This window comes from Xanthomonas sp. NCPPB 2866, assembly GCF_041475745.2.
Taxonomy (GTDB): Bacteria; Pseudomonadota; Gammaproteobacteria; order Xanthomonadales; family Xanthomonadaceae; genus Xanthomonas; species Xanthomonas arboricola.
The window spans coordinates 3,848,666-3,870,349 of sequence record NZ_CM192975.1 but is presented as its reverse complement, the minus strand read 5'-3'; the positions used below and the strand labels follow the sequence as shown (position 1 = coordinate 3,870,349).

Genomic DNA, 21,684 nt, shown 5'->3' with positions numbered 1-21,684 from the left:
CATGCTCGCGCGAGGTCCGGGCGTTCACGCCGCGACCTCGACCGAGTCCAGCGCGGTGATCGTCACCGACTCGCAGTCGTACACCTTCTCCAGCTGCAGGCGCAGCGTCTCCGGCGGGCGGGTGCTGTCCACGTCCAGTTGCAGATGCCAGCGGCCGGCATCGTCCGGGGCGCTGGCGCCCTGGATGGCGCAGGGGCGGAAGCCGCGTCGCTCGGTCATGCCGAGCACGCGCACCAATGCGCCTTCGGCCGGCTTCAGCACCAGGTCAAGCCGGTAACGCATGCGATGTCTCCTTGGCCGCGTGTGCGGGGTTGCTGTCCAGCATGGTGCTGTTGGCGTTGTTGGGCGGCACCAGCGGCCATACGTTGGCACGCGCGTCGATGGCCACATGCAGCAGGCCGGGGCCGGGTTGCGCCAGCAGTTCGGCCAGTGCGGCATCGACATCGCCGCGCGCGATGATGCGCTTGGCCGGGATGCCGAAGACCTGCGCCAGGGCGGCAAAATCCGGGTTGTCGGACAGATCGATTTCGCTGTAACGCTCGGCAAAGAACAGTTCCTGCCATTGCCGCACCATGCCCAGCGAGCTGTTGTCCAGCAGCACGATCTTCACCGGCAGCTTGCAGCGCGCGATCGTCACCAGCTCCTGCACGTTCATCATGAAACTGCCGTCGCCGGAGACCAGCACCACGGTGCGGTCGGGGCAGGCGAACTGCGCGCCCATCGCCGCCGGCAGGCCGAAGCCCATCGTGCCGAGCGCACCGCTGGTGAGGTGATTGCGCGGATCGTTGAAGCGGCAATGCTGGGCCACCCACATCTGATGCTGACCCACGTCGCACGCGATGATGGTGTCGGCCGGGGCCACTTCGCTCAGGCGCTTGAGCAGCGCCGGCGCGTAGATATCGGTGCCGGGCGCGTCGTAACGCGCGCCGAATTTTTCGCGGTTGGCAAAGCAGCGCGTACGCCATGCCTGGCAATTGCCACGTGCTGCGCTCAATGCCTTCAGACTGACCGCCACATCGCCGGGCACGGCGATGTCGGCCGTACGCAGCTTGGAGATTTCATACGCATCGGCATCCAGATGGATGACGCGTGCGAATGGTGCGAACTCGCTCAACTTGCCGGTGGCACGGTCGTCGAAGCGTGCGCCGACCACCACCAACAGATCGCATTCCTGGATCGCCATATTGGCCGCGCGGGTGCCGTGCATGCCCAGCATGCCCAGATAATCCGGATGCGCATGCGGCAGCGCGCCCAGGCCGCGCAAGGTCAGCGCGGTGGGAATGCCGGTGGCTTCGACAAAGCGCCGAAACGCCTCCACCGCACCGGCCAGGGCGATGCCGCCACCGCCGTACACCACCGGGCGTTCGGCGCTGGCGATGGCCGCCAGCGCTTCGGCCAATTTCGCATCTTCCGGGGCCGGAGGCGGCAACACTGCCGCCGGCACATGATCGGGCAGATGCGAGGCATCGGCGATCTGCACGTCCTTGGGCAGGTCGATCAGCACCGGCCCGGGGCGTCCCTCGCGCGCAATGCGGAACGCTTCGCGCACCATCTCCGGGAGATCCTCCACACGCCGCACCAGAAAGCTGTGCTTGACGATCGGCATGGTCATGCCGAACACGTCCAGTTCCTGGAACGCATCGGTGCCCAGCAGGGGCGTGGCGACCTGGCCGGTCAGGCACACCATCGGGACCGAATCGAGCATCGCATCGGCGATGCCGGTGACCAGATTGGACGCGCCCGGGCCGGAGGTGGCCACGCACACGCCGACCCGGCCGCTGGCACGGGCGTAGCCGTTGGCGGCGAGGGCGGCGCCCTGTTCGTGACGGACCAGGATGTGCTTGAGCCTGGAATCCACCAGGGCGTCGTAGAACGGCATGATGGTGCCGCCCGGATAACCGAACAGCGTTTCCACGCCTTCGGCTTCCAGGGCCTGCGTCAGCCAGCGCGCGCCGTTGCGGGGCGTGCTGTGTGCGGAGGTGTTCATGCGTTGCGGACCTTCGGTGTTAGCGGTGGGGGTGCGGCGGCATTACGCCGCTTGTTGATTCGCAGGGGCGGCGGCGGCCTGCTGCTGACCGTTGAGCCACACCATCTTGGCGCGCAGCTTCTTGCCCACTTCCTCGATCGGGTGCTCCAGATCGGCCTGCTTGAACTTGGTGTAGTTCGGCAGGCCGGCTTCGTATTCGGCCACCCAGTTCTTGGTGAAGGTGCCGTTCTGGATATCGGTCAGCACGTCCTTCATGCGCGCCTTGGTGCTGGCGTCGATCACGCGCGGGCCGCTGACATAATCGCCGTATTGCGCGGTTTCGGATACGAATTCCAGCATGCGGGTGATGCCGCCTTCGTAAAACAGGTCCACGATCAACTTCAGTTCGTGCAGCACTTCGTAGTACGCGATCTCCGGTTGGTAGCCGGCTTCCACCAGTACTTCGAACCCGGCCTGCACCAGCGACGAGGCGCCACCGCACAGCACGGCCTGCTCGCCGAACAGATCGGTTTCGGTCTCTTCTTTGAAAGTGGTCTTGATGATGTTGGCGCGCGCGCCGCCCAGGCCGCCGGCATAGGTCAGCGCGAACTGCTCGGCCTTGCCGCTGGTGTCCTGGTAGACCGCATAGATGCACGGCACGCCGCGGCCGATCTCATATTCGCGACGCACCAGTGCGCCCGGACCCTTCGGCGCGACCAGCACCACGTCCAGATCGGCGCGCGGGGTGATCATGTCGAAATGCACGTTCAAGCCATGCGCGAACAGCAGGCAGGCGCCTTGCTTCATGTTCGGGGCGATGACCTCTTCGTAGAGCTTCTTCTGCACCATGTCCGGGGTCAGGATCGCGACCAGGTCGGCACTCTTGACCGCCTCGGCCGGCGCCACCACGGTGAAGCCGTCGGCCTGGGCCTTGGATTCGGTCGGGCCACCGGCACGCAGGCCGACGGTGACGTCGAAGCCGGAATCGCGCAGGTTCAGCGCATGCGCGCGGCCCTGGCTGCCGTAGCCGATGATCGCGATTTTCGGTTGGGTGTCGTTGCTCATGGAGTAGTCCTTGCGGGGTTGGCAGTGGGAAAAGGATCAGCAGGCAGCGTCAGGGGCTGGCCGGCCGAGCAAAGCGGGGATGGACGACGGCACCGGCCATGCAGGCACTGCACCAGCGCAGTGGTCGGCGCGGGTAGGGCAGCTGGTGGCGATGTCGGTGATGTCGTTCATGTCATTCGAAACTTTTGGTGGTCCCTGAAACGCGAAACCCCGCGCCGTTGCCGGTGCGGGGTCTGATCGAAGCCTTGTGTGTCTGTTGCCTACACGAAGTCCCGTCCCGCACCGGTTGGCGAGGTAATAAGTACGAGCACGAGAAGCGACGCTGCCGACGCGCCGATGGGCGCGGACACTGGGGCGTTCGAGGTGGTGTGGCGGTGCGACATGTGGCTGAGATAACCATCGCTGCAGGTGGGGTGTCAACCCTTGCGCATGAAACGGCCGCATCAATCGGCGGTGTGCCGCGCGAAACCGCGTGGCAGCAGCATGGTTGCTGTTGAAACCGCATCGTTGCAGGGTGGTGACGGGCGATGCGAGTCACTAAATGCGCGGTATTTGTGCTGACAGGCAGCGCTTGTCGAGCGAGGCGGCCCGACCCGCTGGTATGGTTGGCCACTTATCTGTGGTGTCCGGGGATCTTCTGTCATGCGTCGCGTACCTGTGTTGTTGATGTCTGCCTTGGCGCTGCTCGCGCCGCCCCTCACTGCTGCCGACCGGATCACCGGGCAGCCGTTCGCCACCCGCTCGGAAGTCATCGCCCCGCATGCGATGGCGGCAACCTCGCAGCCGTTGGCCACCCAGATCGCGCTGGATGTGATGAAGGACGGCGGCTCGGCGGTGGACGCGGCGATTGCCGCCAATGCCGCGCTGGGCCTGATGGAGCCCACCGGCAACGGCGTCGGCGGGGATCTGTTTGCGATCGTCTGGGACCCCAAGACCAGCAAGCTCTACGGCTACAACGGCTCGGGCCGCTCGCCCAGGTCGCTGACCCTGGCCGAGTTCCAGCGCCGTGGGCTGAAGGACATACCGCCGACCGGCCCGTTGCCGGTCTCGGTGCCGGGCGCGGTGGATGGCTGGTTCGCGCTGCACGAGCGCTTCGGGCGCAAGCCGATGGCGCAGAACCTGGCCCCGGCGATCCGCTACGCCCGTGAGGGCCATCCGGTGGCCGAGACCATCGCCTACTACTGGGACCGCTCGGTGCCGCGGCTGTCGCAGTACCCCGGCTTCAAGGAGCAGTTCACCATCGACGGCCATGCTCCGCGCAAGGGCGAGCTGTGGAAGAACCCGAACCTGGCCAACACCTTGCAGCAGATCGCCGACGGTGGCCGCGATGCGTTCTACAAGGGCGACATCGCCCGCACCATCGGCGCCTATTTCAAGGCCAATGGCGGCTACCTGAGTTACGAGGATCTGGCCAGCCACACCGGCGAGTGGGTGGAGCCGGTGTCCACCAACTACCGTGGTTATGACGTCTGGGAGTTGCCGCCCAACAGCCAGGGCATCGCCGCGCTGCAGATGCTCAATATCCTGGAAGGCTACGATTTCTCCAAGATCCCGTATGGCTCGGCCGAGCATGTGCACCTGTTCACCGAAGCCAAGAAGCTGGCCTTCGCCGACCGCGCGCGCTTCTATGCCGACCCGGCGTTCCAGCCGGCGCCGCTGGCCAGGCTGATTTCCAAGGACTACGCCGCGCAGCGTCGCGCGCTGATCTCCATTGACAAGGCGCTCAAGGAAGTGCAGCCGGGCACGCCCAGGCAGCTGGAAGAAGGCGACACCATCTACATGACCGTGGCCGATGCCGACGGCATGATGGTGTCGCTGATCCAGTCCAATTACCGCGGCATGGGCAGCGGCATGGCCCCGCCCGGGCTGGGCTTCATCCTGCAGGACCGCGGCGAGATGTTCGTGCTGAAAAAGGATCACCCCAACGGCTACGCGCCGGGCAAGCGGCCGTTCCAGACCATCATTCCCGCCTTCGTCACCAAGGACGGCAAGCCGTGGCTGAGCTTCGGGGTGATGGGCGGGGCGATGCAGCCGCAGGGGCACGTGCAGATCGTGATGAACCTGGTGGACTTCCATATGAATCTGCAGGAGGCCGGTGACGCGCCGCGCATCCAGCATGAAGGCTCCACCGAGCCGACCGGCCAGGCCACCGCGATGAGCGACGGCGGCGAGGTCAACCTGGAAACCGGCTTCTCCTATGACACCATTCGCGCGCTGATGCGCAAAGGCCACCGGGTGATCTTTGCCGATGGCCCGTATGGCGGGTACCAGGCGATCGCGCGCGACCCGGCCAGCGGGGTGTATTACGGCGCTTCGGAAAGCCGCAAGGACGGGCAGGCCGCCGGCTACTGAGCGGGCGCTTGCGGTGCGTGGCGCCGCTCAATTGCAACCGCAGTGCGCCGCTAATGATGGTGATGGATTAGGAAAGCCCATGAGCTCGATGCAACAGCCCGATCCGCCGTCGCAAACGCATGCGGCGCTGCTCCCCGATGCACCGGTCGCGCTGTTGCGGCTATCGGCCGAGGCCTGCGTGGTGGCCTGCAACCGCGCAGGCCTGGACGTCCTGGGCAAGACCGCCGGCGAGCTGCAGTTCGCGCCGGCGTCGGTGTTGTGGGGATTGTGCGCAGCCGATCTGGTCGGCGAAGACGGCGTCTGGGCGGCCCCGGGCGACGACCCGGCCCGGCGCGTGCGCTATGTGCGCGACCGCGAGCACGGTGGCTGGATGCTGTCGTTGCCGCATGTGGAAACCGCGATCCTGCTGCGCGAAGCCACCCGTCTGGCCGACGACAGCCGACCGGTGCCGATCTCGCCGCTGCTGCAGCCGCTGGTGGCGCGCCTGCAGGCCGAACACGAAGACCGCACCGTGCTGGAGCGCACCGCCAACGCGTTGGCCGGTTGCGAGCTGGAACTGCTGCTGCCGCCCGGCCTGGCGGAGACCGACATGGGGCGCCGGCTGCAGGCCGGCTTCGGCAATCTGGCCGAAGCGATCCGCCAGGCCGTGGCGTTGTCGGTGCAGATCGCCGCCGAAGTGCCGCCGCTGGTGGCCGAAAACGACGGCATGGTGCGTCAGTCGCAGGCGCAGGCCGATGCACTGGATGGCGCCCGCACGGCGGTGCAGCGGCTCTCTTCGAGCCTGCAGGACGTCAACGCCGATCTGACGCAGGTGATTGCGCTGGCCGCCAGTGCCGACGACAGCGCACGTCAGGGCGTCGCCGCCGCACATGCGCTGGGCCAGGCCATGCACGAAGTGGAACGTCGCGCCGCGCGTGCCGGCGAGGTCATCGAAGTCATCGACTCGGTGGCGTTCCAGACCAATATCCTGTCGATCAACGCCGGCATCGAAGCCGCGCATGCCGGCGATGCGGGGCGCGGGTTCGCGGTGGTCGCCACCGAGATCCGCCGCCTGGCCGAACGGGCGGCAGCGGCAGCGCGCGACGTGCGCGCGATCCTGGCCGAAACCAGCGCCGCGGTGGGCGAGGGTGCGGCCTCCGCGCGCGGCACCGAAGCGGTACTCGACGGCATCACCCGCGTGCTCGGCCAGGCCAGCAGCGCGATGACCACGGTGGCCGGGCGGATCCAGGCGCAGGACGGCGAGATTCGCGGCATCGAACGTGCCGTCGATGGCGTGGTGGCGCTGGGTCGCAGCAACCTGCAGCATGCCGCGCACGTGGCCGAACGCAGCGAGGCGCTGGAGCGCGGTACCGAAACGCTGCGCGATTGCGTGGGCCTGTTCCGTCTGCCGGCCGACCCGCTGACAGTGCCCCGGCACGCGCGCGTCAAGGAACTCGCCGTGGCGACCGCCGCTCGTATCGGCACTGCCCTGGCGCAGGCCATCGCACGCGGCCAGATCGACGAAGCGGCGCTGTTCGCCCGCACCTACACGCCGATTGCCGGCGTGGAGCCGGCCAAGTTCAGCACCGACTTCGATGCGCTTTGCGACGAGGTGTTGCCGGCCTTGCAGGAGCCGCTGCTGGATGCGCATCCGTGGATCGTGTTTGCCATCTGCGCCAATCCCGACGGCTATGTGCCCACGCATAATCTGCGCTTCACCCAGCCGCTGACCGGCGATCCCAAGCGCGATCTGGTCGGCAACCGCACCAAGCGCAAGTTCACCGACCGCGTCGGCCGCAGCGTGGGCGCGCACACCGACCCGTATCGCCTGCAGGTCTACCGCCGCGACACCGGCCAGATCATGTTCGACCTGTCGGCCCCGATCTACGTCGGCCGCAAGCACTGGGGTGGTTTGCGGGTGGGCTATACGCTGGACTAGCTTGCGTGGTCACTGCGGCGCGGCGGATACGGCACTGGACGTCGTCGCTGTGGTGGTGTCACCCAACTGCTCGGCAAGAAAGCGTTCGAGCGTGCGGTAGAAGGTGACCTGATTGGCTTCCTTGTAGAAACCGTGGCCTTCCTTGGCAACGGCCATCCACTGCGGCGCGTTGCCGCTGCGCGTCAATGCCGCGCGCAGGCTCTTGGCCTGCGCAAACGGGGCGCGTTCGTCCTCTTCGCCGTGCACGAGCAGCACCGGCACCTTGATGCGCTCGGCCAACATCACCGGGGAGTGTGCGGCCAGTTCGGCGGCATCACGGCCGATGGCGCGCTCCAGATAATTCAGGCCGTACTCGCTGCGATTGATGTCGCCCTTGCTGTACATCATCTGCAGATCGTAGATGCCGGCCACGCCGACCGCGCAGCGGAACAACTCCGGCGCCTTGACCTGCACCATCATGGCGGCATACGCGCCGAAACTGGCGCCGTAGCTGCAGATGCGCGTCTGATCGGCCAGTCCCTGGCCCACCGCCCAGCGTACGCCGTCGATCAGATCGTCCTGGATGCGTTCGCCCCACTGGCGATATCCGGCGCGCTCGAACCGGTTGCCACGACCCAGGCCGCCGCGATAGTTGACCTGCAGCACCAGATACCCGCGGCTGGCCAGGAACTGGGCGTCGGTATCGAAGGCCCAGCCATCGCCATCGGCATGCGGGCCGCCGTGCGGCAGCAGGATCATCGGCAGGCGCACCCCATTTGCGGCGTTGCCGGGAACGGTGAGCACGCCGTCCAGGGTCAAGCCGTCGCTGGCTTGAAAGGTCACCATGCGCCGCTCGCTCATTTGCGCCGCCTGCAATGCATTGCGTGCCTTGATGACGAGTTTGAGCGTATTGCTCGGCCGGTCGAAGATGTACCAGGCTCCGGCATCGCGGTCGCTGTAGGCCCTCAGCAGCAGGCCATTGCCGTCCTCGGTGAAATTGATGAAGTCCACGTACTGGCCGGCCAGGGTCTGGCTCAGGCTCCGGTGCAGTTGCGCTTCGGCGGTGTCCTGCTCGAAATAGCGCAGTGTCGGCCGCCCTGGCCCCAGCCGTGCAGCAAACGGCGTTTGCGGCGCCGAACCCCACTGCAGGTCATCCACGCTGTAGAACGGGTCCGACGCAAGCACGCTGCGCTGCTGGCCATCGGGATCGGTGGCCACCAGGACTGCAGGGCCACCCGCGTCGCTGTACCAGCCATAGAGGCGGCCCGGCTGCCGCGCGAATGCGATCGGTCGCCAGCTGGCCTGGACCTGGGTCATTGGCGACCAGCCATTGCCCGAGCGGCGGAACAGCAACGGGTTATCGTTGTCGTCGGTGCCGTACGCGTAGTGCGCCACGCCATCGTGGTCGAGCACGAACCGCAGATCGGGGACGTCGATGTCGGCCATCAGCCGATGGGTGGTGGTGTTGGCGTCGACGTCGTAGAGCATCGAATGGCGCGAGTCCAACGACAGACGCCGCATGTAGAAGTGCCCGTTGCGGCGACTCGGCAGGCCCTCGATATAGCCGAATCCGCGCTCCAGGCCCGCATTGCGCGTGCTTTGCAGGTAGCCGTACACATAGCGCTGATTGCTGCCATCCAGATCGGTGGCGATGATCTCGCCCATCGGCACGGGTTCTTCCAGCGAGCCGAGTTTGCGCCCCTTGCCGATCACCAGCCGCCGGTCGCTGACCCAGGCAATGCGCACCGGCAATTCATAGCGCGGCAAGCGCAGCATCGTGGTGGATTGCATGCCGGCGATGCGGTAGACCACCAGCGCGTAGTTGCCATCGCCCAGATCCGCGCTGACCGCCAGATGCTTTCCATCGGGTGACATCGCCGGCGAGGTGATCGGACCGGATTCGACGAATGCCTCGACAGGCGGCGCAGAGGCGGCCTGCGCGGTCCCTGAAAATATTCCCGTCAGCAGCACTGCCGCCCAGCCAAACCGGTGCATCCCCTGCATCTGCGTTGTCCATCCCCTGTTTCACAGAACGATAACGAACCGGCGACGGCTGTGGCAAGTAGGTCCAAAAAAAAAGCCGCCGAAGATCGGCGGCAGGGAGAGAGAGCGGGTTTCTTGTTGTAGTGACTGCAGGCTAGCGGGGGGATGTGCCGTGGAAATGTCCCTGCATGGCGCCGCTGGCGTGCTGCGTGCCAGGCGGCCGCCTGCGTGTCAGCCCTGGCACATGCACAACGACCTCCCGAGGGAGGCCGTTGTGACAACCGGCGTATCCAGCCAGCGGGCCCGGCGGCCCAAGGGCGCGCGATCAGAAGCGCTGGGTGTACTGCAGGTAGCTGTAGCGTCCCGGGATGGCATAGGCCGAATCGAACGAGTTGGCAGAGGCGCTGAGCGCCACCGGCGGGTCGCGGTCGAAGACGTTGTTCAAACCCACGCGCACAGTCGCATTCCACGGCAATTGGTAAGACACCTGCATGTCGTTGAACGCAGTCGCCGCGACGTGGCGATAGTTGCCGGTGTCGTCCAGCTCCGAGTCGTAGTCCTTCATGCCCGAGTAGTAACGCACGGCCCAGTTGGCGGCCAGGTTGCCGTAGCTCCAGTCCAGGGTGAGCGTGCCGCGCGTGCGCCAGTTCGGGTTATCGGTGTGGTAGATGCCGTTGTAGCTTTCCCAGGCCGCATTGTCGTCCTGCTTCTGCTCGTTGACGGCCACGTAGGTCGAATCCAGCGTCAGCATGAACTGGCCGATCGCGGTCTGCGGCAGCTTGTAGCGCGCGGTGAAATCGTAGCCCTGCATGCGTTGCTCGCCGACGTTCACCGGCTGGATCACCAGGCCGGTGATGGCGCCGGTGGCATCGCGGGTGACCAGGTCGCAGAACGCCGAGACATTGAACTGATAACACTGCGACAGGATCTGGTTGGCGCTGAATTCGGTGATGGCGTCGGTGATCCTGATCTTCCACCAGTCCAGCGACACATCCAGGCCTTGCACCGAGGCGGGGCTGTAGACGAAACCGAGCGTGGCGTTCTTGGACTTTTCCGGCTGCAGGTTGGCGTTGCTGGTGTAGGTGAACGGATAGATGGTCTGGCCGGAGTTGCCGCTGGCGCTGTTGTACTCGGCCACGTAATTGGCCGGTACGCCGCCGGCCGCGCACGCGGCGGCAATCGCGCCGGTGTAGGAGGTGCTGTTGGTCGAGCAGGGATCGGAATAGGTATCGAAGCTGTCCGATGCGCCCAGGTACAGGTTTTCGATCGATGGCGCGCGGAAGCCGGTAGCGTAGTTGCCACGGATCAACAGGTCTGCGACCGGTTTCCACTTGAAACCGAATTTGCTGTTGGTGGTGCTGCCGAAGGTGTTGTAGTCCGAGTAACGCACGGCTGCGCTCAGTTCCAGCAATTGCGCACCGGCCACATCCTTCAGCAGCGGAATCGCCACTTCGGTGTAGTAGTCGTTGAGCGTGTACGAGCCGGAGGTGGGCGTAAACGAATTGCCCGAGGTGTAACCGGCCGAAATCAACGCATCCGGCGAGGAGAAGCCGCTTTCCTCGCGATGCTCGACGCCGGCGGCAAAGCTCATCCAGCCGGCGGGAAGCTCGAACAGATCGCCGGTGAGGTTGGCGGTGAAACTGCTGTTCTTGTACTGATAGGTGTTGTGCGCGGTGAACAGGATGTAGTCCAGCATCTCCTGAGTCACGCCACCGGCCGGCGACAGTGGGTTGAATGGCACGCAGCCGGCAATGACTGCGCCGCCGCTGTCCAGGCACGACAGGGTGCCATTGACGATGGCGGATGCGCCGAGCGCGTTGCTCAGGTTGAGCAGGTTGACGTCGCCGTACTGGGTTTCGGTCTGGTCGGTCTGATTGTGCGCAAAGCCCACGTCCCAACTGAACTGCCTGTCCGCAAACTGGAAGTCGCCCTCCAGCCCGGTATACACGTGCGAGGTCTTGACGTCCTGCTGGTAGGTGCGCGCGAATTCGGTCAACCGATGCGACCAGCCCACATCGCGTCCGTCGCCGCCGTAGGCGCTGTTGTACGGGTTGTAGTAGCTGTCGCCGCTCATCAGGATGCCTGTGTTGACCGAGGCCAGCGGAAAGCCGGCCAGCTGCTGTGACGATTGGCGGCGGTTATAGAGCCCATCGAACTTGAAGCGCACGTTGTCGGTAAGTGCGTAGTTGCCCTGCACGTACAAGGCATCGCGCTTCTGCGGCGTGACCAGGTAATTGTCCTTGGCGTAGTTGTAGCCGTAGTCGGAGGTATTGAAGGCGGTGTACTGGTCCAGACCGTAGCGCGGATAATTGCTGTCGCCGCTGGCGGTTGCGCTGCCGGGCAACACGGTCCAGGCACCGCTGTTGCCACCTGCCCGCAGACGGCCACTTGCCGAGTAGCTGCTGTAGGCCGACGACCCTGCGCCATACACCGGCTCGGCCGAGATCTCGCGGTCGCCTGCCATCACCGCATCTTCCTTGACGCTGGACAGCCCGATCACCAGATTGCCGCGCTCGCTGGTGGCGCCCACGGTGGCATCGAACGAGGTGCGCTGACCGTCGCCCTGGCCGTACTGGCCGACGTAGGCATTGACTTCGGCACCATCGAAATCGCTGCGGGTGATGATGTTGACCACACCGGCGATGGCATCGGAGCCATAGATCGACGAGGCGCCGTCCTTGAGCACTTCCACCCGCTCCACGATGGCCGACGGAATGGTGTTGAGATCCACCGAGCCGGACAGGCCCGACACCCAGCGCCGTCCGTTGACCAGGACCAAGGTGCGCGAGGCACCCAGGTTGCGCAGGCTCACGGTGGCCGAGCCGTCGCCGCCGTTGTTGACGGTGGAGTTCATCGTTGCGCCATTGGAGGGGATGCGCTTGAGCACGTCGGCCACCGAGGTCAGGCCCTGCTTTTCGATGTCCTGGCGCGTGAGCACCAGCACCGGTTGCGAATTTTCCACGTCGACAGAGCGGATGCGCGAGCCGGTGACTTCGATCTTGTCCAGATTGGTCGGACTCTTGTCGGTCTGTTCCTGGGCAACGGCACTGGTGGTGATGCACAGGCCGATGGCGATCGCGAGCGAGCCCCGACGCAGGGTCGGGTGGAGCGTGGACATAGTCATGTGTACGGCGATTCCCGGTAGAGGAGGAACGACAGCGCGATCCCCGTTGGATGGCACCTGCGTGTACGTCTTCATCGACACGACACGCAGGCTTAGCGGGAATTTAACGAGCGGGTGTCGCCACCGTTTTTCGCCAATCGGCGCCTTGTCGCGCTGCGCCGCGCACAGTGCGCGGGTGCGCCATGCAATGCCGTGGCGAGGCCGTGCATGTGCACCGCCGACCTGCGGTGGCAGGCGGAGACATATGTCGCTGTGGAAGGCGAGGCTACTGCTGCACGCTCTGCCAGGTGGGCAGCGTTCGCTGCCCAGAACGGCATGCGCCGCTGGCGCACTCGGTGCGAAGCGCGTTGCCGACGCCCCGCGATATTTTTTCAGCCGCGCAGGGTGCGATGTGGTTTAATCGCCGCCGAAGTGGGGGTACCGCAGTACGCTGCGGTTGAGATAGTCCCTTCGAACCTGATCCGGCTGATACCGGCGTAGGGAAGCTTCGTTAGATGCGATGGTCCGTGCCTGTACGGGCGCATCGCCATTGAGCGCCGCCGCTTCGTCCGCCTGCGAATCCTTCGCAGGGCCAGCGCCGTGGGTGCTGGTCTTCCAGCACACAGGACGAACGTCATGAATGCCGCGCCGACCGTTTTGCAGCAACAAGCCCAGTCGCTGTCCGAGGCTGTGACCCAGCCGATTCCAGGCTCCCGCAAGATCTTCGTGCAGGGTTCGCGCGCCGACCTGCAGGTGCCGATGCGCGAGATTGCATTGACCCGCACACCGACCCTGTTCGGTGGCGAGGACAATGCGCCGCTCAGCGTCTACGACACCTCCGGGCCGTATACCGACCCGCATGCCGCGATCGATCTTGCCGCCGGTCTGGCGCCGCTGCGCGCGCGCTGGATCGCCGAGCGTGGCGATACCGTGGCGCTGGATGGCCTGAGTTCCAGCTTCGGCCGCGGCCGCGAGCACGATGCGCGCCTGGATGCGGTGCGCTTTCCTGCGCGGCGCCTGCCACGCGTGGCGCGCGAGGGTGCCAATGTTACCCAGATGCATTACGCGCGGCGCGGCATCATCACTCCGGAAATGGAGTTCGTGGCCATCCGCGAAAACCAGCGCCTGGAAGCGGTGGCCGACGCGATGCTGCGCAAGCAGCATCCGGGCGAAGCCTTCGGTGCCGCGATCCAGCAACGCATCACACCGGAATTCGTGCGTGACGAAATTGCACGCGGCCGCGCGATCCTGCCCAACAACATCAATCACCCGGAAAGCGAGCCGATGATCATCGGTCGCAACTTCCTGACCAAGATCAACGCCAACATCGGCAACAGCGCGGTGTCGTCCGGCATTGCGGAAGAGGTCGAAAAGCTGGTGTGGTCGATCCGCTGGGGCGGCGACACGGTGATGGACCTGTCCACCGGCAAGCACATCCACGAAACGCGCGAATGGATCATCCGCAATTCGCCGGTGCCGATCGGCACGGTGCCGATCTATCAGGCGCTGGAAAAGGTCGACGGGCGTGCGGAAGAGCTTACCTGGGAGATCTTTCGCGACACCTTGATCGAGCAGGCCGAGCAGGGCGTGGATTACTTCACCATCCACGCCGGCGTGCTGCTGCGCTATGTGCCGCTGACGGCAAAGCGGGTGACCGGCATCGTCTCGCGCGGCGGGTCGATCCTGGCCAAGTGGTGCCTGGCCCATCACAAGGAAAACTTTCTCTACACGCACTTCGAAGACATCTGCCAGATCATGAAAGCCTATGACGTGGCGTTTTCGCTGGGCGATGGCCTGCGCCCGGGCTGCATTGCCGATGCCAACGATGCAGCCCAGTTCGGCGAGCTGGAAACGCTGGGCGAGCTGACCAGGATCGCCTGGAAGCACGATGTGCAGACCATGATCGAAGGTCCGGGGCACGTGCCGATGCAGCTGATCAAGGAAAACATGGACAAGCAGCTGCGCGAATGCGGCGAGGCGCCGTTCTATACCCTGGGGCCGCTGACCACCGATATCGCGCCCGGCTACGACCACATCACCAGCGCCATCGGTGCGGCGATGATCGGCTGGTTCGGCACCGCGATGCTTTGCTATGTCACGCCCAAGGAACATCTGGGCCTGCCCAATCGGCAGGACGTACGCGACGGCATCATGGCCTACAAGATCGCCGCACATGCTGCGGATCTGGCCAAGGGGCATCCCGGTGCGCAGGTGCGTGACAACGCCTTGAGCAAGGCGCGTTTCGAATTCCGGTGGGACGACCAGTTCCATCTCGGGCTGGATCCGGAAAAGGCCAGGGAGTTCCACGACGAAACCCTGCCCAAGGAGGCGCACAAGCTGGCGCACTTCTGCTCGATGTGCGGGCCGCATTTTTGCTCGATGAAGATCACCCAGGACGTGCGCGATTACGCGGCCGAGCACGGTATGGGCGAGGCGCATGCCTTGTCGGCGGGAATGGAAGAGAAGTCGGCGCAGTTTCTGGCGCAAGGCGCGCAGGTGTATCGCGCCACGTGACATGCGGCAGCATCGTCGCGTTGCAGCAGACCGACTGGCTGCTTAGGAAAAATTCAGCTTCGGCTTAGTCAGATCGCAGCGCGGTACGCAAGTGCCGCGCGGTGACTGCGTTGCAAGCGGTTACAGCCCGCAAGCATTTCGCGGCATTTTCCTGAATCGCAGATAAAAAAATCGCGCCAGAGGCGCGAAGGGGACATCGTAATTATTTGAATTCGTCGGCGAGAGAGAGAGAGCCTGACGTCGCCACCTGTCGTAGGGAAGCAATGAGGCATAGAGTAAAATTTGCACCAAATGGATGCATGACACAGTTGGTTGTGGTCCTTTGCTGAATTTGGCGTTTCGCGCGAAGTGCGTGTTGCGTTCTTTGTAGTCCTTGCATGCCGATGCGTGTTTCTTGCCGATGAGTGTTACTCCCGCTAATGCCTTGCCATCGGGCCGGTTACGTGTCGGCCAATGCGTGGTCGACGTCGCCTCGCGCGAGGTGCATGCGCCCGGCGCCAAGCGCGCCGCGCGTCTGGCGCCGAAATCCCTGGCGGTATTGCTGACGCTGGCGCGGCAGCCGGGCCAGGTGGTGACGCGCGAGCAACTGCTGGCCGAGGTCTGGCCCGACACCTTGCCGACCAACGACGTGGTGACCCAGGCGGTCACGCAACTGCGCAAGGCATTGGCCAGCAACGGCAGCCAGCGCTTCGAGCATATCGAGACCATTGCCAAGACCGGCTATCGGCTGCTGGCCCCGGTTGCGTGGGAGCAGCCGTCGGACGGTCCGGCCGATGTTGCCGCGCCCGCGACGGCGGTGACTGCATCGGACAAGGAGCCCGGCGAGCGCAACCGCACCGCCGGCGTCACCGCGACTGCTGCAGTGGAGCGCAGCCCGGTCACCCGGCAGCCTCCAGCATCGGTTCCGCCTGCGTCGGCTGCAGTGCGGCAGCGCCGATGGATGGCCTTGGCAGTGGCCAGCGTGGCCTTATTGGTGGTGCTGGGACTGGCGGCGCGGACGCTGTGGATGCGCGCGCCGGATCGCGACGCGGCAGCGGCCTCGGCAGTGCTCGGCAGCCCCAAGCGCCCGTACCAGATCATCACCGCGGGCGGCGGATTCGATCTCATGCCCAGCCTGTCGCCGGACGGGGCGATGGTGGCCTATGCCTCGCTGACCAGCGATCGCGCAGGCACCTCGATCCTGGTCAAGACCACCAACAACGCCTACCCGCGCGTGCTGGACACGCCGGCGGCCGGTATTTCCGATCGGCTGCCGGCCTGGTCGCCGGATGGGCGCGAGATCGCCTTCTCGCGGCAGGCGCCCGATGGCAGTTGCCGCATCATGATTGCTGCTGCCAACGGCCCGGCTGCCGCACGCGAGGTGGCGCGCTGCGATGGCGCGGACATGCTGAGTTTCAGTTGGTCGCCGGACGGCCGTGCCCTGCTGTTCGGCAGCATGACCGGCACGCACGGGTCGCCGCGCATGCGGCGGCTGGATCTGGAAACCGGCCAATGGCAGCCGCTGCGCTACAGCGCGCAGTCGAGCGACTTCGACTACACGCCGCGCTATTCGCCCGACGGGCACTGGATCGTGTTTCTGCGCAATCCGCAGCTTGGCGATCTGTGGCGCATTCCGGCAAGCGGCGGAACCGCCGAGCGGCTGACCCACGACAACGCCGATATTCGTGGCTGGAGCTGGTTGCCCGATGGCAGCGGGCTGATCTTCGGGCGTCGTGTGGACAGCGAAGCGCGGCTCTACCGGCTCGATCTGGTCGACCGCAGCCTGCATGACCTCGGTGTGGACGATGCGCAGGCACCGGATGTGGCGCATGGTCATCTGGTCTTCGTGCAGCGCAAACCGCAATTTGGCGTCTATCAGGTCATTCACGACCCCATGAATGGCGGCTACATTCGCCGCCGGCTGTTTCCTTCCAGCGGGCGCGACGATCAGCCGATGATTGCGCCGGACGGGCGCCAGTTAATCTTTGCCTCCAACCGCTCCGGTGCGTACGGCCTGTGGTGGGGCGATGTCGGCAAGCCCGGCTCGGTGCGCCTGATCGAAGGCCTGCGGCCGGATGCGCGCCAGGCCGCCGACTGGTCGGCCGACTCGCAACGCGTGCTGGTCAGCGGCAGCGATGCGCACGGGCATGCGGCACTGTTCGAAGTGACCCCGAGTACCGGCAAGGCGCTGCGGCTCCCGGTGCCGCAGCCGCGACCGTTGCAGGCGATCCATGTTCCCGATCCCGATCAGTTGTTGGTGGTGGCTGCCGCCGATGACGGGCGCACCTTTGCCACGCTCTACGACAGACGCAGTGCTCCATGGCGCGCGCTGGCGTCGCTGCAGGACGTCTCGCAGCTGCGGCTGGACCGCGCCAGCGGCCAGGTATTGCTGACGCGTCTGACCGGCGGCGGGCTATGGCAGGTCGCCCCGTCGCTGGCCGCCGACACCTTGCGACCGGTCGATCCGCAGCAGCCATCGCGCTGGCGCTATCGCAGCTGGGCTCCCGGCGCGCGCGGGCAATTGCATTACCTGTCGTCCACCGACGCCTGTGCCACCTATGACAGCGACCTGCGCGGCGGTGTCGGGCGCTGCATGGATGCGGCCAAGTACACCACCATCAATGGTTTCAGCGTGGATCAGCGCAGCGGCGCGTTGTATGTGGCATTGGCAGAAGAAGACGGCAGCTCGATTGCCTTCATGGCGTTGCCGGAGCGCTTGGCCACGCCGTTGGGTGTGATATCCAACCTGTTGATCGTGTTGAGGAAAATCGCTTCGTAAGTTTTTCGGAAAGACTTCGTGGCAATTTCGGCAGACCTTCGTCGGAACTTCCTGACTGACGCCAGATTCGGCAAAACACTACGCCCTCTTTTGTACAGGGGGCTGCCACCATGCAACAGGTCATCACCGCAGATCGCGGGCTCGCACTTTCCTTGGACGGTGCCAGCGAGCCGACGTCGACGACCTGTCTGGCGGTCTCCCGCCTGGGCAGCATCCGGACCGCCGCGGCCACGTTCACGCTGTGGGTGCAGTTGCGCGGCCGCGCCTGGGTGGAGTCCAAGGAAGGGCGCTTCCGTCTGCGCGCCGGCGACTGGATCGCCTTCGACAAGGAATCGCATCCCACCGTACAGGCCGACCGCAGCGCGCTCTGTGTCGGCGTCAGCCTCGATGGCGACAGCCTACAGTCGCTGGCCGAGTTGACCGACGCCACGTTGTATCCGGGACGCAGCCAGCTGTCGCGTGGCGATCTGCGCATTGCATTGCGTCTGTGGCGTAACGCGGCTGCGCAGAGCGGCGGTGCATCGGCACGCCCGCTGTTGCTGCATCTGGCTGCGATGCAGCGCGACTTCATCGCGCAGGAGCAGCGCTGCCCGGGGCGTTCGCGCAGCCGTCGCCGTCAGGTCTTCGGTCGCATGCAACGTGCGCGGCTGTATCTGGAAGGCAATAGCGACCGCGTGGTGCGCATCGCCGAGCTGGCGCAGCTGACCAACTTCTCCAGTTGGTATGTGTCCAAGACGTTCCAGAGCCTGTACGAGGAAAGCCCGCAGGCCCTGTCGGCGCGCCTGCGCCTGGAACGCGCCTCCGATCTGCTGCGCGATACCTCGATGATGATCGGTGAGGTTGCGGCGGCAAGCGGGTTCGACAATTGCTGCAGCTTTGCGCGTGCGTTTCGTGCGCGTTTCGGTGTCTCCGCATCGCATTACCGCGACCAAACGACAAATCCGCCAGATTCGGCAAAGCCACGGAACGTGACGCGCAAAGCGACGATGTTCACGCAATCGTAATTTGCACAGGGGCGCTTAACGCGCCACTAACGAACCCTGGAGAGATTGATGAACCTTCGCACCTCCGCAGTGCGGCTGGGCCTGTTGCCCGCCGGTATTGCGATCGCGTTGACGCCGGCATTTGCCGTCGCGCAAGAATCGACCACCACGCTGGACCGTATCGAGATCACCGGCTCGCGCATCCGCAGCGCCGATGTCGAGACCCAGCAGCCGATTTTGACGCTTGACCGTCAGGCACTGGAAAAGCAGGGTCTGACCTCCGTCGCCGACGTGCTGCAGAACCTGACCTCCGCTGGTTCGCCGGCGATCTCGCGCGCTGATGCGCTGTCGTCGGGCGAAGACGTCGGCGGTTACTACGTCGATCTGCGTAACCTCGGCGCGCAGCGTACGTTGGTGCTGGTGAACGGTAAGCGTCTGGGTGCATCGACCTCCGGTCTGCAGGATCTCAGCCAGATTCCGATGTCGGCAATCGAGCGTATCGAAGTGCTGAAGGATGGCGCTTCGTCCATCTACGGTTCCGATGCCATTGCCGGTGTGGTCAACGTCATCACCCGCAAGCGTTTCGACGGCGCTGAAGCCAGCGTGCAGTTCGGCCAGTTCGGTCAGGGCGACGGCGATACCACGCAGTACTCCTTCACTGTCGGTTCGCAGGGCGAGCGCGGCGGCGTGACGCTGTCGGCCGAGTACTCCAAGCAGGATCCGGTGTTCGCCAAGAACCGCTGGTTCAGCCGCGATGGCTCGCGTGGTCCCAACTCCACCCCGAACAGCTGGAGCCCGATCAGCCAGAACGGCTCGTGGTGCAATCCGCTGCAGGTCGACTGCGCAGATCCGGACACCGCGGTGTGGCAGACCCTCAATGCCGGTGGTAACCCGAACAACCCGGCCGACTATCACCCCATCACCCCGGCCGAGTACGCCAACTCGAACCAGCAGATGATGGTGCAGACCGGTATCGAGCGGAAGTCGGTGTTTGCCAACGTCAACTACGACGTTGCCGATGCCATCACCTTCAACGCCGACATCGCTTACAACGAGCGCACGACCGACGGACAGATCGCGGGTTATCCGTACCAGTCCGGTTCGTTCGGCACGCCGCTGGAAGCCGGCAGCGCGTTCAATCCGGTTGGCCAGGACGTCGATTTCCGTCGCCGCCTGTGGGAAGTGCCGCGCGCCACCGAAAACCAGCTCAAGACCCTGCGCTTTGCGCCGACCTTGAGCGGCTACTTCGATCTCGGTGGCAAGACCTGGGACTGGGACGTTGGCGCGTTGTGGAATCGCAACGAGAACACCAAGCGCAGCCGTGGCGACATGAGCCTGATCGCATCGCGTCAGGCACTGGGCCCGTCCTTCATCAACGGCCAGGGCGTTGCACAGTGCGGTACCGCCGCCAACCCGACTCCGCTGTCGGCGTGCCGTCCGTGGAACCCGTTGCTGCCGTACAACGTTGCAGGTCAGGGTTCGCTCGCCGATCCGGCGTTGCAGGAATTCCTGTTCCCCACCTTCACCGACACCGGCCTGACCAAGACCACCAGCTTCACTGCCAACCTGTCCGGTTCGATCGTTGAACTGCCGGCTGGCGACCTGGGCATTGCGGTCGGCTATGAACACCGCAAGGAAGAAGGCCGCTTCTCTCCTGACGCATTCGCGCAGTCGGGCGAGAGCACGGGCCTGGGTGCCAAGACCACGCAGGGCGAGTACTCGCTGGACGAGGTCTACCTCGAATTGAATGTGCCGCTGCTGAGCGACGTCGCATTCGCCAAGGAACTGACCTTCAACGCTGCGACGCGTTACTCGGACTACAGCAACTTCGGCGACACGCTGAACTCCAAGTTCGGCCTGACCTGGCGTCCGCTGGAAGACCTGCTGGTGCGTGCGACCTATGCGGAAGGCTTCCGCGCGCCGACCATCAGCGATCTGTACGGCGGCCTGAGCAGCAGCTTCGAGGATTACATCGATCCCTGCGGCGTCGGTGCTCCGAACAGCGTCAATGGCAATGCGGCCTGCACCAATGCCGGCGTACCGTTGGGCTACACCCAGCTGGGTCAGGGCTTCGTGCCTTGCACGACCTACCCGTGCCAGACGCCTGACGAATTCGTCAGCGGTGCCAACCCGAACCTGAAGCCGGAAACCTCCACCAGCAAGACCGCTGGTCTGGTGTGGAGCCCGCGTTGGGTGCAGGGCCTGGATATCTCGCTGGATTGGTACCGCTACGAGATCAACGACATGATCATCGCCGATAGCGTCGACCGTATCCTGCGCGACTGCTACGTGCTGGGCAATTCGGAGCGCTGCGCAGGCGTGACGCGTGCAGCCGACGGCCATATCTCCTCGATGACCTACGGCGTGGCCAACCTCGGCCAGATGGAAACCGAAGGCTACGACCTGGGCGTGAAGTACCGTTTGCCGGAAACTGCAATCGGCTCTTTCACCCTGGATTGGCAGACCAGCTACGTCAGCAAGTATGACGAAGCCGGCCAGGACAGCGCGGGCAACGCCATCATGATCGGCCGCGTCGGCGAGCCGGGCATCTTCCGCGTGCGTTCCAACGTTGGCGTGAACTGGGCGCTGGGTGATTTCGGCGTCAACTACACCCTGCGTTACTACTCGGGCATGAAGGAAAGCTGCATCACGCTGGCCGAGGGCTATTGCGACGCTCCCGACCATTTCGCCAACGGCGAATCCGATCCGCTGCGCCACACTGGTTCCAACACCTTCCACGACCTGCAGGTCAACTGGAAGGCACCGTGGGACGCAACGATCGCACTCGGCGCGAACAACGTGTTCGATCACCGCGGTCCGCTGCAGTACTCGGCACCGAACAGCAGCTTTGCCTATTACGGCGGCTTCGAAATCGGTCGCTTCGTGTACATGAAGTACACCCAGCGTTTCTGATCCATCGACGCGCTGTAGCATGAGGGACGGGCCGCAAGGCCCGTCCTTTTTTTTATGGTGAGGTGGATGCGATGCAGGCATCTGCGGCCCTCATGATCAAAGCGACCGTGCCGACGGTCAGCCGACGCCACTACCATCACTGATGACATC

The 21,684-nt window shown here is 65.0% G+C and carries 11 protein-coding genes and 1 riboswitch; of the genes, 6 read left to right on the top strand and 5 right to left on the bottom strand.

Annotation, left to right across the window (positions count from 1 at the left end; translation table 11 throughout):
* Nucleotides 1–24: 24 nt before the first annotated feature.
* Genes ACCQ04_RS16430 through ilvC form a run of 3 tightly spaced genes read right to left on the bottom strand, consistent with a single transcriptional unit; the run spans nt 25 to nt 3,031 of the window.
* A complete protein-coding gene (locus tag ACCQ04_RS16430; RefSeq protein ID WP_024940102.1) occupies nt 25–282 on the bottom strand; it encodes an ACT domain-containing protein in 258 nt (85 codons plus the stop codon).
* Complete coding sequence (gene ilvG, locus ACCQ04_RS16425) at nt 266–1,987, bottom strand: acetolactate synthase 2 catalytic subunit (RefSeq protein WP_016902671.1); 1,722 nt, start codon at nt 1,985–1,987, stop codon at nt 266–268. Before ilvG ends, ACCQ04_RS16430 begins: the two co-directional genes overlap by 17 nt.
* A 42-nt stretch (nt 1,988–2,029) precedes the next feature.
* On the bottom strand, nt 2,030–3,031 hold the full coding sequence (ilvC, locus tag ACCQ04_RS16420; RefSeq protein ID WP_024940100.1) for a ketol-acid reductoisomerase: 1,002 nt from the start codon (nt 3,029–3,031) through the stop codon (nt 2,030–2,032).
* Nucleotides 3,032–3,673: 642 nt separating this feature from the next.
* Here ilvC and ggt point away from each other — a divergent pair.
* Both ggt and ACCQ04_RS16410 read left to right on the top strand, forming a co-directional pair.
* Nucleotides 3,674–5,383 (top strand): gamma-glutamyltransferase, encoded by a 1,710-nt coding sequence (gene ggt, locus ACCQ04_RS16415; RefSeq protein ID WP_226427418.1) that lies wholly within the window; start codon nt 3,674–3,676, stop codon nt 5,381–5,383.
* A 79-nt stretch (nt 5,384–5,462) separates the two neighbouring features.
* A complete protein-coding gene (locus ACCQ04_RS16410; RefSeq protein ID WP_226427417.1) occupies nt 5,463–7,301 on the top strand; it encodes a methyl-accepting chemotaxis protein in 1,839 nt (612 codons plus the stop codon).
* Between the two features lie 9 nt (nt 7,302–7,310).
* Here ACCQ04_RS16410 and ACCQ04_RS16405 read toward each other — a convergent pair whose 3' ends face one another.
* Both ACCQ04_RS16405 and ACCQ04_RS16400 read right to left on the bottom strand, forming a co-directional pair.
* Entirely contained in the window at nt 7,311–9,284 is a 1,974-nt protein-coding gene (locus ACCQ04_RS16405; protein WP_065032821.1) for a prolyl oligopeptidase family serine peptidase, read from the bottom strand.
* Between the two features lie 304 nt (nt 9,285–9,588).
* The gene (locus ACCQ04_RS16400; RefSeq protein ID WP_226427576.1) at nt 9,589–12,360 is read right to left on the bottom strand and encodes a TonB-dependent receptor; all 2,772 of its coding nucleotides are present in this window, start codon (nt 12,358–12,360) and stop codon (nt 9,589–9,591) included.
* A 430-nt stretch (nt 12,361–12,790) separates the two neighbouring features.
* Nucleotides 12,791–12,888, top strand: a riboswitch (TPP riboswitch).
* A 114-nt stretch (nt 12,889–13,002) separates the two neighbouring features.
* On the opposite strand from ACCQ04_RS16400, the gene thiC reads away from it, so the two are divergent.
* From thiC to ACCQ04_RS16380, 4 genes are all read left to right on the top strand, one after another.
* The gene (thiC, locus tag ACCQ04_RS16395; RefSeq protein ID WP_065048222.1) at nt 13,003–14,880 is read left to right on the top strand and encodes a phosphomethylpyrimidine synthase ThiC; all 1,878 of its coding nucleotides are present in this window, start codon (nt 13,003–13,005) and stop codon (nt 14,878–14,880) included.
* Nucleotides 14,881–15,304: 424 nt separating this feature from the next.
* Nucleotides 15,305–17,638 carry a winged helix-turn-helix domain-containing protein gene (locus ACCQ04_RS16390; protein WP_226427575.1) on the top strand — a complete coding sequence of 778 codons (2,334 nt, stop codon included), beginning with the start codon at nt 15,305–15,307 and terminating at the stop codon, nt 17,636–17,638.
* A 110-nt stretch (nt 17,639–17,748) separates the two neighbouring features.
* Nucleotides 17,749–18,642, top strand: a complete 894-nt coding sequence (locus ACCQ04_RS16385; RefSeq protein WP_024940093.1) for a helix-turn-helix domain-containing protein — start codon at nt 17,749–17,751, stop codon at nt 18,640–18,642.
* 48 nt (nt 18,643–18,690) lie between these two features.
* Nucleotides 18,691–21,534: a TonB-dependent receptor plug domain-containing protein gene (locus ACCQ04_RS16380; protein ID WP_024940092.1), complete on the top strand. Its 2,844-nt coding sequence runs from the start codon at nt 18,691–18,693 to the stop codon at nt 21,532–21,534.
* Nucleotides 21,535–21,684: the final 150 nt, after the last annotated feature.

Coding starts and splice junctions, on each gene's coding strand:
- ACCQ04_RS16430 (WP_024940102.1), bottom strand. CDS start 282: ATGCGTTACCGGCTTGACCTGGTGCTGAAGCCGGCCGAAGGCGCATTG.
- ilvG (WP_016902671.1), bottom strand. CDS start 1,987: ATGAACACCTCCGCACACAGCACGCCCCGCAACGGCGCGCGCTGGCTG.
- ilvC (WP_024940100.1), bottom strand. CDS start 3,031: ATGAGCAACGACACCCAACCGAAAATCGCGATCATCGGCTACGGCAGC.
- ggt (WP_226427418.1), top strand. CDS start 3,674: ATGCGTCGCGTACCTGTGTTGTTGATGTCTGCCTTGGCGCTGCTCGCG.
- ACCQ04_RS16410 (WP_226427417.1), top strand. CDS start 5,463: ATGAGCTCGATGCAACAGCCCGATCCGCCGTCGCAAACGCATGCGGCG.
- ACCQ04_RS16405 (WP_065032821.1), bottom strand. CDS start 9,284: ATGCAGGGGATGCACCGGTTTGGCTGGGCGGCAGTGCTGCTGACGGGA.
- thiC (WP_065048222.1), top strand. CDS start 13,003: ATGAATGCCGCGCCGACCGTTTTGCAGCAACAAGCCCAGTCGCTGTCC.
- ACCQ04_RS16385 (WP_024940093.1), top strand. CDS start 17,749: ATGCAACAGGTCATCACCGCAGATCGCGGGCTCGCACTTTCCTTGGAC.
- ACCQ04_RS16380 (WP_024940092.1), top strand. CDS start 18,691: ATGAACCTTCGCACCTCCGCAGTGCGGCTGGGCCTGTTGCCCGCCGGT.